The organism is Pseudomonas sp. BF-B-30, from assembly GCF_019956305.1.
GTDB lineage: Bacteria > Pseudomonadota > Gammaproteobacteria > Pseudomonadales > Pseudomonadaceae > Aquipseudomonas > Aquipseudomonas jessenii.
The window spans coordinates 37,255-50,745 of record NZ_JAHBDG010000040.1 but is presented as its reverse complement, the minus strand read 5'-3'; the positions used below and the strand labels follow the sequence as shown (position 1 = coordinate 50,745).

Below are 13,491 nucleotides of genomic sequence, written 5' to 3'. Positions count from 1 at the left end.
GGCGGGACCCTGGGGCTGGCGCAATTTGCCAACAGCACCAAGGGTGACCCGAACGCATTGCTGGTGGTCGGCGCGATCATGGTCGCGGGGATCGAACAGAACAAACCGCAGATCAGCCTTAAGGATGTGACGCCCATTGCCCGGCTGTTCACCGAGTACAACGTGATTGCCGTGCGCAAGGATTCGCCCTACAAGACCCTCGATGACCTGATCAAGGACTTCAAGGCAAAGCCCACCGGCGTCACCTTTGGCGGTGGTTCCAAGGGGTCGATCGACCACATCGGCATCGCCGAGCTGGCTGGCAAACTGGATGTCCCGGTCAACAAGGTCAATTACATCGCCACCGGCGGCGGGGGTGAAATCGTGGCCCAGACCCTGGGCGGCCAGATCAAGGTGCTCACCGGGGGCTACGCCGAACTGGGTCAATACATCAAGAACGGCCAGATCCGGGTGCTGGCCATCGGTGCGCCCGAGCGTGTCCCGGGGATCGATGCGCCGACCCTCAAGGAAAGCGGCTACGACGTGATCATCGGCAATTGGCGCGGTGTCTACGGCGCTGCGAACCTCACAGCCGAGCAGCGTAAAGAAGTGACCGACGCGGTCGTGACCGCCAGCAAAAGCAAAGTCTGGCAAGACAACATTGAAACCAATGCCTGGACCGAGAGCGTGTTGACCGGTGATGACTTCGGCAAATTCGTCGACGAAGAGCACGTGCGTCTGCGGGCGATGCTGGTCAAGGTCGGGCTGCTTTGAGATGGCCGGGTCACGCGCAATCGTACCGACGCAATTGGCGATCGGCCTTGGACTGATCGCCCTTAGCGCCTTGCTGGCCGTGGGGGCCAACCGCTTTCCAGCCGAGATGGGCTTCGTGATTCTGCCGGCTTACGTCTACCCCTGGATCGTCGCCGGCTTTCTCGGTGTGGTGGGCCTGTTGCTGAGTTATCAGGCGCTCACCGGCGGTTTTCGCGAACTGGACAGCGGCAATGGTGCGATCCCTGGCGGTAAATTCGGAGCCGCCTGGGTTACTGGAGGGTTGGTGGGGGTGGCCCTGCTGATCAACCTGATCGGTTTCGTGCTGGCCGCCGGGTTGCTGTTCGCCTGTTCGGCGCGGGGGTTTGGCAGCCGTCATCCCGTGCGGGACCTGGCCATCGGCATTGCCTTGACCTTGCCGATCTATTGGCTGTTCAACGCCGGGCTGGGGGTTTCCCTGCCGTCGCTGATCAACATTTGGCTTTGAAAGGAGATCGACACCGTGGACATTCTTTCAAGCCTGGCGATGGGGTTTTCCTCGGCACTGACGCCGATCAATCTGATGTGGGGGTTCATCGGCTGCCTGCTCGGCACCGCCATCGGCGTATTGCCGGGGATCGGTCCGGCGCTGACGGTGGCCCTGCTGTTGCCGATCACCGCCAAGGTCGACCCCACCGGCGCCTTGATCATGTTCGCCGGTATCTATTACGGCGCACAGTTCGGTGGCTCGACCACCTCGATCCTGCTCAACACACCCGGTGAATCGTCCTCCATGGTCACGGCCCTGGAAGGCAACCTGATGGCGCGCAACGGCCGGGCGGGACCTGCGCTGGCAACGGCGGCGATAGGCTCGTTCGTCGCCGGCACCATCGCCACGATTTTGCTGACACTGTTTGCACCCGTCGTGGCCAGGCTGGCCCTGAATTTTGGGCCGACCGAATATTTCGCGATCCTGGTGCTGTCGTTCACCACCGTGTCGGCAGTGCTCGGCGCTTCGATGCTGCGCGGGTTCGCTTCGCTCGGCGTCGGGCTGACCATCGGTTTGATCGGGCTGGACTCGACCTCGGGCATTGCCCGCTACACCCTCGGCGTGCCCGAACTGGTGGACGGCATCGAAGTGGTGCTGGTGGCGGTCGGTTTGTTCGCGGTGGGCGAGGCGTTGTACAGCCTGCTCTATCAAGGGGAATCAAACGAAGGACGGCATCGCCTGACTTCGATGTGGATGACCCGCGCGGACTGGAAACGCTCGGTGCCCGCGTGGCTTCGGGGCACGCTGATCGGTTTCCCGTTTGGTTCGATTCCGGCCGGTGGCGCCGAGATTCCAACCTTTTTGTCCTATTCCGCCGAGCGCAAGCTCAGCAAGTACCCCAAGGAGTTTTCCGCCAACAAGGGCGAGGGCGCCATCGAAGGCGTCGCCGGCCCGGAAGCGGCCAACAACGCCAGCGCGACCGGGTCTTTGGTGCCGTTGCTGACCCTGGGCATCCCGACGTCCGCTACCGCGGCGATCCTGCTGGCGGCGTTTCAGAACTACAACCTGCAACCGGGGCCGATGCTATTCGAAACCTCCGCCGACCTGGTCTGGACATTGGTGGCGTCGCTGTATATCGGCAACGTCATCCTGCTGGTGTTGAACCTGCCGCTGGTGGGGCTGTGGGTCAAACTGCTGCAAATCCCCCGGCCATACCTGAATGCCGGCATCCTGGTATTCGCTACCATCGGCGTGTACGGCATGCGCCACTCATCCTTCGACCTGCTACTGATGTTGGCGATTGGCTGGGGCGGGGTGTTGATGCGGCGTTTCGACTTCCCCGTCGCCCCCGTGATCGTCGGCATGCTGCTGGGGCCGATGGCCGAGAAACAACTGCGTAACGCCTTGTCCATCAGCCAGGGCGACTGGACGGTGTTCGTCACGCAACCGATCTCGGCATTCTTCCTCGCCCTGACGCTGCTGGTGCTGATGGTGCCCTATGTGTTGCATAAACGCGGCATCAAGTTGCATGAGGATGATTGAGCAACCCCTGTGGGAGCGGGCTTGCCCGCGAAGGCGGTGTGTCAGTTGAGATTGATTTTGAATGTGAAGGCCTCTTCGCGAGCAGGCTCGCTCCTACAGGGTCATGCAGTGGCTTGCGCGGTGAACCACTGCATCACCGCCCCACAGGCGGGATGCGCGTTGGCCGAGGGTTGCAGGCACAGCGAGTAGATCCCCCGGGTCTTCAACGGCTCCCCGAACGGAATCACCAGTTCGCCCCGTTGAATCGACTCACCCGCCAGGGTCATGTCGGTCATCGCCACGCCCAGGCCCCGGGCGGCGGCATCGAGTGCCAGTTCGTCGAGGTTGAAAGGGATGTGCCGGTAGTCATGCAGCGACATGCCACCATGGGCTGACAGCCAGACCTTCCAGTCATGTTGATCAGAGGAGCGGTGCAGCAACGCGAAACCCGACAGATCTTCTTGCGAAGCCAACGGCCGGTCGTTGGTGCCGAGCCCTGGCGCGCACACGGGCACCAATGCCTCTTCGAACAGGGTCAGGCAATCGGGCGCTGTGGACGGCTCAGGCAGATAGAGAATGTAGGCGTCACTGTCGCTGGCCGGCTCAACCACTTCGGTGGCTACGGTTTCGATTGCCAGGGATACGTCCGGGTGATGCCGGTAGAAATCGCTCAGTTTGGGCAGCAGCCAGCGCACCGCCAGTGACACGTGCATGCGAATGCGGAACGGGCGTTTTTGCGGCGCGAGCCGGTCTTCGAGGGTGCGCAACTGTTCAAGGATGCTGCGGGCGCTGGCCAGTACCTGTTCGCCCTCGGCGGTCAGTTGAAGGCTGCGGCTGCTCCTGACAAACAGCGGCAGGCCAAAGTGGCTCTCCAGTTGCTGAATCTGTCGGCTCACCGCGCTCTGGGTCAGGCAGAGCTTTTGCGCCGCTTGGGTGAAGCTGCCTGACCCGGCAACCTCGAGCAAAGCCTGCAAGCCCTGCAGCGAAGGCACGTGGCGAATCTTGTCCATGCGTTTTCAGAATGCCTCGATGATTTAATAACGTTGGTTGCCTGCGTTTTGAGCCTTTAGATTCTAGTCATCGCCACCGTCCTCGAAAACAGCTTATGCAAATTCTGCATGCAGTGCTGTTTTGGATCGAGACGGTTCGCAGAACAAGAACCTGAGGTGACACATGGAAAATATCTGTGGCTGGATTGCGCAAGCGGGGAGTTCCCCCTTGCGCGAGCCGCTCAAAGGCGCGCAGCAAGCCGATTGGCTGGTGATCGGTGCTGGCATCACTGGCCTCAGTGCGGCGCACGCTCTGGCGCAAATGCACCCCCAGGCACGTATCGTGGTTGTTGACCGCCAGCGTGCCGCGCAAGGCGCTTCGGCGCGCAACTCCGGTTTTGTGGTGGCTCATGAGCATCCCGCTGCCGGGGAGCTACTGGGGAGCGACGGGTTCGCCGGGTATCAAGCGGATACGGCAATCGGCCGCGCAGCCGCCGACGAAGTCCGCAAGCAGATTAGCCGCCATGGCATCGAATGCGACTTCAGGGAGTCGGGTTATTTCTTCGCCGTCAGCGACCCACGCAAGCTGACTCACGTCGAAGCCAAGCTGCAGACCCTGCGTGCCGTTGGCGCCAGCGCGCAATTTCTGCAAGGCGAGTCATTGATCGAAAAACTCGGCAGCCGGCACTACCGCGCCGCGATCTGGTGCGGCAACGGCAATGCACTGCTGCAACCGGCGAAGTACGTTCGGGGCCTGCTCGATGCCTTGCCGCCGACAGTGACGGTCTACGAGAACACCGATATCGCAGGTCTTGAGCGCCTGGGCGACGGCCGGATTCGCGCCCGGGGCCAAAACGGCAGTGTCGAAGCCAAACAGGTTTTGGTCTGCCTGAACGCCTTTATCCCTCGCGCGGGCATCGATGACAGCGGCACCTTCGCAATGGAGCTCAGCGCCAGCCTTACGCGGCCGCTCAGCGATCAAGAGTTTCAAGCCCTTGGTGCGCCGGCGTCTTGGGGCGTGCTGTCGACCCGCCCGTTGGGCGCCACGGTGCGCCTGACCCCGGATCGCCGGGTGATGATCCGCAACACCGCGGAATACCGCTCGCGGGATCTTTCATTGAGCGAATTGTCGATCCGCCGCCAGCACCATGTGCTGGGGTTGCAACGACGTTTCCCGATGCTCGGCGAGCAGGACATCGAATACACCTGGACCGGTCATCTCAGCGCTTCGCGTTCCGGGCAGCCGTATTTCGGCAAAGTCGAGGAGGGCGTTTTCGCCGTGGCCGGGTGCAATGGTTCCGGCGTGGCACGGGGCACGCTGTGGGGCCGCTTGCTGGCGGAACTGGCCTCGGGTCGTGATTCGCTGTTGCTGCACTCGGTCATTCAACGGGCGCAGCCAGGCTGGCTACCGCCCAAGCCGTTGCTCGATATCGGTGCCATGCTGCGTATGCGCGTGGAAGCGGTCCGGGCCAGAAGCGAAATCTGAAAACACCCGTTTCACAACAAGAACAAAAGCACTTCCCATCGAAGGTGATTCAACATGCGCGTCAATACGCTTTCCCTTGTGGCCCTGATCTCGACCTTTTCCGCCGTGACTCATGCCGACGAAACCGTCAATATTTCCAACTGGAACGGCTACATCGCCGACGACACCCTGGTCAACTTCAACAAGGAAACCGGGATCAAGGCGACCTACGACATCCACGACAGCAACGAAGTGCTGGAGTCGAAGCTGATGACCGGCAACACCGGGTATGACGTGGTCAGCCCGTCGAACCACTTCCTGTCGCGCCTGATCAAGGCCGGCGCCATCCAGAAACTCGACCGGAGCCAGTTGCCCAACTGGAAAAACCTCGATCCGGCGTTGATGAAAAAACTTGAGGTCAACGATCCGGGCAACCAGTACGGCTACCCCTACATGTGGGGCACGGCGGGCATCGGTTACAACGTCGAGAAGATCAAGGCGATCTTCGGCAATACCGACGTCACCCGGTCCTGGAGCCTGTTTTTCGACGAGAACAACATCAAGAAGCTCAGCGAATGTGGGGTGGCGATCATCGACAACCCGACGCAGATCCTGCCGATCACGCTTAACTATCTGGGCCTGCCGCCCCACAGCCATGAGCCTGCCGACTACAAGAAAGCCGAGCAGGCGCTGCTGAAGATCCGGCCTTACGTCCAGTATTTCCATGCGTCCAAGTACATCAGCGACCTGGCCAACGGTAACGTCTGCGCGGTGATCGGTTTCAACGGCGATATCGTGCAGGCCGCCGCCAGTGCCAGGGAGGCGAAAAACGGGATCGATATTGCCTACTCGATCCCGGACGAGGGTTCCACCTTGTGGCTGGACATGGTCGTCATGCCCAAGAACGCGCCCCATGAGCGCAACGGCTACGCCTACATGAACTACCTGCTGCAGCCGAAGGTGATTGCCAACATCAGCAACAGCATCCATTACGCCAACCCCAACAGTGCGGCGGATGCCTTCGTTGACCCGGCGGTGAAGCAGGACCTGGCGATCTACCCGCCGAAAAGCGTGATGGACAAGCTGTTCACCGTCGAGGACTTGCCCGCGGCCATCGCACGGTTGAGCACGAGGCTGTGGACCAAGCTGAAAACCAATACCTGATCGTGACGTCATGCGCATCTCTGTCGCTTGAATAAAGTCAGTGTGGGAGCGGGCTTGCTCGCGAAAGCGGCGTATCAGACACCAATGCTGTCGACTGACACACCGCCTTCGCGAGCAAGCCCGCTCCCACAGGTTTTTTCAGACAGGATTTACGCTAGATGGGCTCAGGCATCGATGGCCGGGAAGTCTATGTCGGTCAGCACTGCGTTGTTCAGGTAGTTGGTCAATGTCTGCGAAGCTACATGGGCGATCACTTCGATGATCTTGCCGTCGTCGATACCGGCGGCACGCGCAGCGGCGATCTGTTCGACGGTCAGGTGGCCACGGCTTTCGGTGATCTGGCGGGCGAGGGTGGCTATGGCGTTTAGTTCACCGTGTCGTGCGCTGAGGATGTCCTGCTTCGACAGCCCGGCCTTGCCGGCGAACAGCGTGTGAGCGGCCAGGCAGTAGTCGCAGCCGTTGACCTGCGAAGTAGCCAGGGACACCGCTTCTTTTTCCGTGGCGCTCAGGGACGTCTTGCCCAGTGCGGCCGAGTTTTGCAGGTACGAGGCCAACACCGCCGGGGCGTGGGCCAATACTTTGAAGACGTTGGGCAAAAAGCCGATTTTCTTCTGCACGCCTTCCAGCAGCGGGCGGGTGGCGTCGGTGGCGTGTTCCAGGCTGATCGGGGTAATGCGGGTCATGGTGATACTCCGTGGTGTGAAGCGCGGAATGCGCTGGGTACGGAGCTGATGTTAGGGAGAACGCCTGGCTTGTTGGGTGCAAATAGTCGAGGATATGCGACAGATCGTCCAGAACTGCCTTCGGGAGCCTTGTCATGGATCGCTTGTCTACGTTGCTCACACACTTTGGCGTCAATGCCGGCACGTTCCATAGCGGCACGTTTTGCGGTACCACCGCCTTCGACGGACAACAGGTCAGCGGTCATTTGCACCTGCTTCAGGCGGGTGAGTTGCTGCTCAGGTTGGGGGATCAGCCGGATCTGCAACTGACCGAACCGACCCTGATATTTTTCCCCCGACCCTATCGGCATCGCCTGTTCGCTTCAGAAGCGTCCGGCACGCAACTGGTCTGCGCGACCCTGGATTTCGACGGCGGCGCGGGCAATGCCCTGGCGGCGGCACTGCCTGATTACCTGGTGCTTAAGCTCGATGAAATCCCGGCACTGGCCGGGACTCTGGAATGGCTGTTCAACGAGGCGTTTGACGGCACATGCGGACGTGAAGCCGTCATGGACCGGTTGTTTGAACTGCTGGTGATTCTGTTGCTGCGACACATTCTGAGTACGGGTGGCCAGCAACCGGGCATGATGGCCGGCCTCGCCGATGCGCGCCTGGCGCGGCCCCTGAGCCTGATGCATGAAACCCCGGCCAAGGCCTGGAGCGTGGCCGAACTCTCGGTCGCCGCCAACATGTCGCGGGCCAGTTTCGCCGAACATTTTCGTCGGGTGGTCGGGCAAACGCCGGTGGATTACCTGGTGAGCTGGCGCATCAGCCTGGCGCAGAAACGCTTGCGCGAGGGCCGGCCGATTGCGCTGATTGCCGAGGAAGTCGGTTACGAAAGCCCCTCGGCGCTGGCCCGGGCGTTTCGTCGCAAGACCGGGCTCAGCCCGCGGGAATGGAGGGGCAACTGACCACCGTCTATCCCTTTTGTGGGAGCGGGCTTGCCCGCGAAGAGGCCGGCACATCCAACAGGGAGGTTGACTGACATTGCGCCTTCGCGAGCAAGCCCGCTCCCACAGTTCTGATCTTCAGTGAATGCCAATTCTGTGGCCGGCCAACATTCCTGTGGGAGCGGGCTTGCCCGCGAAGAGGTCGGCACATCCAACAGGGAGGTTGACTGACACTGCGCCTTCGCGAGCAAGCTCGCTCCCACAGGTTATGGGGTGGTTTTAGCTGTGCATCAGAACTTGTACGCCTGCCGTCCTACCAGCAGCCATTTGCCGTTCTGCTTTTGCCAGATCTGGAAGTTTTCGATTTCGGTGGGCACCACTTCGGTGCCTTTGAGCGCTTGCGCCGAGAAGTGGTGACGGACCAGCGCGACATCGCCCGAGACGGTAATGGTCTGGTTTTGCATCTCAAGGGTCTTGAAGGCGCTTTTGCCGGTTTCGATGTCGGCGATGAAGGCCTGCTTGTCCTGGATCTTGCCGCTGGAATGCCCGTAGGTCAGGTTCTCGGCGGTCAAGGCGTTCAGCTCCGGGATGTCTTTTTGCAGCATGGCCTGGGTCAGGTGGTCGACCGCCTGGGCCACGTCTTTGTCCGCGGCGGCCGGGGTGGCGGCGACGTAGCCGGTGAACAGGCACAGAAAACCGATCAGCACTTTTGCTTTTTTCATGGGTGTTTCCTTGTTGTTGTAGGGATAGCGCGATGACTGTTCGAACATTCGTCAGTCATCGTACAACGTAGCATGCGATGGAGGAAAAAAGCGAACTTGCCCGGTGACCGTACCTCGAAGTTAAAAGGGCGATGCCCTGACTTCGAGGTATTGCGCCATGCAGCCTGACCCGCGTTTACGGCACGACCTGACGTTGCTCATGGTGTTTCTGGTGATTGTCGTGGTGTCGGGTTTTGCTCCCCGCAGCCGGGTGGACTGGGCGCTGGAAAACCTGCTGGTGCTGTTGCTGGTGGGGACGTTGGTAGCGGTTTCTCGCCGGTTTCGCTTGTCTGCGGTGTCCATCACGCTGGTGTTTGCGTTTCTGTGCGTGCATGAACTGGGCGCCCACTACACCTATTCCCTGGTGCCTTACGAACAATGGTCTTCGGCGTGGTTGGGCTTCAGTTTCGACCGGGCGACAGGTGCTCATCGCAATCACTACGACCGCCTGGTACATCTGAGCTATGGGCTGCTGCTGGTTTATCCGGTGCGCGAAGTGCTGTGGCGCCTGACGCCGCTGCGCGGGTTCTGGCTGTTTTTCGTGACCCTGAACATCATGCTGTCGACATCCGCCTTGTACGAACTGGTGGAATGGATCGGCGGTGCTTTCCTGGGCAAAGACACGGCGAAGGCCTTCGTCGGTGCGCAAAACGATCCCTGGGATTCGCAAAAGGACATGGCCATCGCGGTCGCCGGTGCGTTTGTCAGCCTGTTGCTGGTGTCGTTGCGCGGCATGGCGCAAAAGCAACCGGTGACGACTGCAAGGTGATCGGGTGGACGGCTTCGGCGGGGCAGTTGTTGCGGTCGGTTGATCGGTTCAGGTTTTGAGGTAGAGGTTGCCTGACAGGACGCCTTCGCGAGCAAGCCCGCTCCCACAGGTGATCTTCGGCAAATGGAGATCCTCTGTGGGAGCGGGCTTGCTCGCGAAGGCGGCAGACCATACAACGCAAAACTACGGGCTACAGGTATTTGTCCGTCACAGCCCCCTCCGAAGCACTGGACACCGTCTTCGCATACTTGGCCAACACCCCGCGTGTGTACTTGGATGGCGGCCGCACCCAGCGGCTCTTGCGCTCGGCCAGCACAGCCTCGGAGACGTCCACGGTAATCAGCCGGGTTTCAGCATCGATGATGATCCTGTCGCCATTCTCGACCAGCGCAATCGGCCCGCCCTCAAAGGCCTCCGGCGTGATATGCCCGACCACAAACCCGTGGGAACCGCCGGAAAAACGCCCGTCGGTGATCAGCGCCACCTCCTTGCCCAGGCCCTTGCCCATGACCGCCGACGTCGGCGAGAGCATTTCGCGCATGCCCGGACCGCCCTTTGGCCCTTCGTAACGGATCACGATCACTTCGCCGGGTTGGACTTCGCCATTGAGAATGCCGGCCAGCGCACCTTCTTCGCCGTGATAGACCCGGGCCGTGCCTTCGAAGCGCAGGCCTTCCTTGCCGGTGATCTTGGCCACGGCGCCGGTGGGCGAGAGGTTGCCGCGCAGAATGACCAGGTGGGAGTCCTTTTTGATCGGCTGGTCGAAAGGCCGGATCACGTCCTGGCCGGCCGGGTAGTCGGGCACGCTGGCCAGGTTTTCCGCCAGGGTCTGGCCGGTGACGGTCAGCACATCGCCGTGCAGCATGCCGGCATCGAGCATACGCTTCATCAGCGGTTGAATGCCGCCGATGGCCACCAGCTCGCTCATCATGTATTTACCGCTGGGGCGCAGGTCGGCGACCACCGGGGAAACCTTGCCCAGCTCGACGAAGTCATCCAGGGTCAGTTCGACATCCACCGCATTGGCCATGGCCAGCAGATGCAGCACGGCGTTGGTCGAGCCGGCGAGGGCGATCACCACGCGGATGGCGTTCTCGAAGGCTTTGCGGGTCATGATGTCGCGAGGTTTGAGGTCGAGTTTGAGCAACTCCATGACCTGCTGGCCGGCCCGGAAACTGTCCGACGCCTTGTCGGTGCCGATGGCGTCCTGGGAGCTGGACCCAGGCAGGCTCATGCCCAATGCTTCAATGGCCGAGGCCATGGTGTTGGCGGTGTACATGCCGCCACAGGAACCGGGACCGGGAATCGCCACTTCCTCGATCTGCTTGACCTGAATCTCGCTGATGTCGCCCCGCGCGTGTTGGCCCACGGCCTCGAACACGGAAATGATGTCGGTGTGGCCAGCCCCCGGCTGGATGGTGCCGCCGTAGACAAAGATCGACGGGCGATTCAGCCGCGCCATGCCGATCAGGCACCCCGGCATGTTCTTGTCGCAACCGCCGATGGTCACCAGGCCGTCGAAGCCTTCGCAACCGGTGACCACTTCAATGGAGTCGGCGATCACCTCGCGGGACACCAGCGAATACTTCATGCCTTCGGTGCCGTTGGCGATGCCGTCGGAAATGGTGATGGTGTTGAAGATCACGCCCTTGGCACCGGCGGCATTCGCGCCTTTTTCGGCTTCGAGCGCCAGCTTGTCGATGTGCATGTTGCAGGGCGTGACCATGGCCCAGGTCGAGGCGATGCCTACCTGCGGCTTGGTGAAGTCTGCATCGGTAAAGCCCACGGCCCGCAGCATGGCGCGTGCCGGTGCGGCCTCTACGCCGTCGATTACCTGAGAGGAGTACTTGCGCAGATCGTCTTTGTCGCTCATGACTGCTCCTATCGCTGATGGCTGTTGCTCACACACTCGTTGAGAAAAACAGGATGAGTATAGAAGGCCGGGCGCCCGGGCCCGGGCTAACCGGTCGGGAACAGACGCGCGGGTAAGCCTTGTCGTGATATTCTTCGCGACAACTTGGTTTGATCTATTCAGTTTTCCTGTCCTTGAGACGGGCGAGCAGAATCACTGTCGCTCAAGTAGCTGAAGCCAATAAAGATAAAAAGTCAGTTCAGAAGGGACATTAAAGTGGGGTCGATGCGGTTCGTCGGCCTTGTGTGCCCACCCTGCAATCCTTGAGTGCCGCACCCGTGACTGCCGTGAAACACGGGGTTGTGCGCATGAGGACGGAAGGGCGGATGGCGTTTTATCATAGGTGCTACAGATGTTTAAGAAAGTGAACACAGCCCTGCTGGGGCTGGCCTTGTCGTTGGGGATGACGACAGCCCAGGCCGAAGAAGCCAAGAAAGTCGACGTACTGCTGATCGGCGGCGGCATCATGAGCGCGACCCTGGGTGTGTGGCTCAATGAGCTGGAACCCGGCACTTCGATGGAAATGATCGAGCGCCTCGACGGCGTCGCCCAGGAAAGCTCCAACGGCTGGAACAACGCCGGTACCGGTCACTCCGCCCTGGCCGAGCTGAACTACACCCCTGAAGACGAGAACGGCAAGGTTTCGATCCCGAAGGCCGTTGAAATCAACGAAGCGTTCCAGATCTCCCGTCAGTTCTGGGCCTGGCAGGTTCAGCAAGGCGTGCTGAAGAACCCGCGTTCGTTCATCAACTCCACACCGCACATGAGCTTCGTGTGGGGCGATGACAACATCAAGTTCCTGAAAAAACGCTACGAAGCCCTGCAAGCGAGCCCGCTGTTCGCCGGCATGCAGTACTCCGAAGACCCGGCTGTGATCAAAAAGTGGGTGCCGCTGATGATGGAAGGGCGTGACCCGAGCCAGAAGATCGCGGCCACCTGGAGCCCGCTGGGTACCGACGTGAACTTCGGCGAAATCACCCGCCAGTTCGTTGCGCACCTGCAAACCACGCCGAAGTTCGACTTGAAGCTGTCCAGCGAAGTACAGGACATCACCCGGAACGAAGACGGCAGCTGGCGTGTCAGCTACAAAAACCTGAAAGACGGCAGCAAGACCGAAACCGACGCCAAGTTCGTGTTCATCGGCGCCGGCGGCGGTGCCCTGCACCTGCTGCAGAAGTCCGGCATTCCTGAAGCCAAGGAATACGCAGGCTTCCCGGTAGGCGGCTCGTTCCTGGTGACCGAGAACCCGACCATCGCCGAGCAACATCTGGCCAAGGCCTACGGCAAAGCCTCCGTTGGTGCACCGCCGATGTCGGTTCCGCACCTGGACACCCGCGTGCTGGACGGCAAGCGCGTGATCCTGTTTGGCCCGTTCGCGACCTTCAGCACCAAGTTCCTGAAAGAAGGTTCGTACCTGGACCTGCTGACCACCACGACCACCCACAACGTGTGGCCAATGACCAAGGTCGGCATCAAGGAATACCCGCTGGTCGAGTACCTGGCAGGCCAGTTGATGCTGTCTGACGAAGACCGCCTCAACGCCCTGAAGGAATACTTCCCGAACGCCAAGGCTGAAGACTGGCGCCTGTGGCAGGCCGGCCAGCGCGTGCAGATCATCAAGCGTGACGAAGCCGCCGGTGGCGTGCTGAAACTGGGCACCGAAATCGTCGCTTCGCAAGACGGCAGCATCGCCGGCCTGCTGGGCGCCTCCCCAGGCGCTTCGACCGCCGCGCCGATCATGCTGACCGTGCTGCAGAAAGTGTTCAAGGACAAGGTCGCGACCCCTGAGTGGCAGGCAAAACTGCACCAGATCGTACCGAGCTACGGCACCCAGCTGAACGCCAGCCCTGAGAAGGTTGCTGAAGAATGGGCCTACACTGCCAAGGTGCTGGAACTGACTCCGCCACCAGCGGTGATTGCGCCGGCTGTGAAGCCAGTGACTGTCGATACGGATGCGAAAGCGCCGAAGGCTAATGCTGCGAGTGATATGGCTCTCTAATTAGACTGCCGGATCAAAAAAGCCCACTGAACCGGCGACGGTCAGTGGGTTTTTTTTGACAGACTGATGGTAATGCTGAG

Annotated in this window: 12 protein-coding genes; 8 read left to right on the top strand and 4 right to left on the bottom strand. The window is 61.0% G+C overall.

The window, feature by feature from the left end:
- The 3 genes from KGB29_RS20095 to KGB29_RS20085 all read left to right on the top strand — a co-directional run.
- Window positions 1-753, top strand: a 753-nt coding sequence (locus KGB29_RS20095; protein WP_223544026.1) for a tripartite tricarboxylate transporter substrate binding protein, incomplete at its 5' end; no start/stop codon positions are given.
- 1 nt (window position 754) lies between these two features.
- Window positions 755-1,237, top strand: a complete 483-nt coding sequence (locus tag KGB29_RS20090; protein ID WP_150815328.1) for a tripartite tricarboxylate transporter TctB family protein — start codon at window positions 755-757, stop codon at window positions 1,235-1,237.
- A gap of 15 nt (window positions 1,238-1,252) precedes the next feature.
- Window positions 1,253-2,761: a tripartite tricarboxylate transporter permease gene (locus KGB29_RS20085; RefSeq protein WP_150815329.1), complete on the top strand. Its 1,509-nt coding sequence runs from the start codon at window positions 1,253-1,255 to the stop codon at window positions 2,759-2,761.
- Window positions 2,762-2,862: 101 nt separating this feature from the next.
- Here the strand turns inward: KGB29_RS20085 and KGB29_RS20080 are convergent, their stop codons facing one another.
- Window positions 2,863-3,750 carry a LysR substrate-binding domain-containing protein gene (locus KGB29_RS20080; RefSeq protein ID WP_150815330.1) on the bottom strand — a complete coding sequence of 296 codons (888 nt, stop codon included), beginning with the start codon at window positions 3,748-3,750 and terminating at the stop codon, window positions 2,863-2,865.
- Between the two features lie 163 nt (window positions 3,751-3,913).
- On the opposite strand from KGB29_RS20080, the gene KGB29_RS20075 reads away from it, so the two are divergent.
- Together KGB29_RS20075 and KGB29_RS20070 are read left to right on the top strand one after the other, a co-directional pair.
- Window positions 3,914-5,215, top strand: coding sequence for an NAD(P)/FAD-dependent oxidoreductase (locus KGB29_RS20075; RefSeq protein WP_150815331.1), 1,302 nt, complete (start codon window positions 3,914-3,916; stop codon window positions 5,213-5,215).
- A gap of 54 nt (window positions 5,216-5,269) precedes the next feature.
- Window positions 5,270-6,358: a polyamine ABC transporter substrate-binding protein gene (locus tag KGB29_RS20070; RefSeq protein ID WP_150815332.1), complete on the top strand. Its 1,089-nt coding sequence runs from the start codon at window positions 5,270-5,272 to the stop codon at window positions 6,356-6,358.
- 164 nt (window positions 6,359-6,522) lie between these two features.
- Here the strand turns inward: KGB29_RS20070 and KGB29_RS20065 are convergent, their stop codons facing one another.
- The gene (locus KGB29_RS20065) at window positions 6,523-7,041 is read right to left on the bottom strand and encodes a carboxymuconolactone decarboxylase family protein (protein WP_150815333.1); all 519 of its coding nucleotides are present in this window, start codon (window positions 7,039-7,041) and stop codon (window positions 6,523-6,525) included.
- A gap of 134 nt (window positions 7,042-7,175) precedes the next feature.
- Between KGB29_RS20065 and KGB29_RS20060 the strand changes: the two genes are divergently transcribed.
- Window positions 7,176-7,991: an AraC family transcriptional regulator gene (locus KGB29_RS20060; RefSeq protein ID WP_090454826.1), complete on the top strand. Its 816-nt coding sequence runs from the start codon at window positions 7,176-7,178 to the stop codon at window positions 7,989-7,991.
- A 269-nt stretch (window positions 7,992-8,260) separates the two neighbouring features.
- On the opposite strand, the gene KGB29_RS20055 is transcribed toward KGB29_RS20060, so the two are convergent.
- On the bottom strand, window positions 8,261-8,692 hold the full coding sequence (locus tag KGB29_RS20055) for a nuclear transport factor 2 family protein (protein WP_150815243.1): 432 nt from the start codon (window positions 8,690-8,692) through the stop codon (window positions 8,261-8,263).
- Window positions 8,693-8,849: 157 nt separating this feature from the next.
- Between KGB29_RS20055 and KGB29_RS20050 the strand changes: the two genes are divergently transcribed.
- Window positions 8,850-9,500, top strand: coding sequence for a DUF2238 domain-containing protein (locus tag KGB29_RS20050; RefSeq protein WP_150815242.1), 651 nt, complete (start codon window positions 8,850-8,852; stop codon window positions 9,498-9,500).
- 190 nt (window positions 9,501-9,690) lie between these two features.
- Here KGB29_RS20050 and ilvD read toward each other — a convergent pair whose 3' ends face one another.
- Window positions 9,691-11,373: a dihydroxy-acid dehydratase gene (gene ilvD / locus KGB29_RS20045; protein WP_218544062.1), complete on the bottom strand. Its 1,683-nt coding sequence runs from the start codon at window positions 11,371-11,373 to the stop codon at window positions 9,691-9,693.
- Window positions 11,374-11,764: 391 nt separating this feature from the next.
- Between ilvD and mqo the strand changes: the two genes are divergently transcribed.
- Entirely contained in the window at window positions 11,765-13,411 is a 1,647-nt protein-coding gene (gene mqo, locus KGB29_RS20040; RefSeq protein ID WP_150815240.1) for a malate dehydrogenase (quinone), read from the top strand.
- Window positions 13,412-13,491 lie beyond the last annotated feature (80 nt).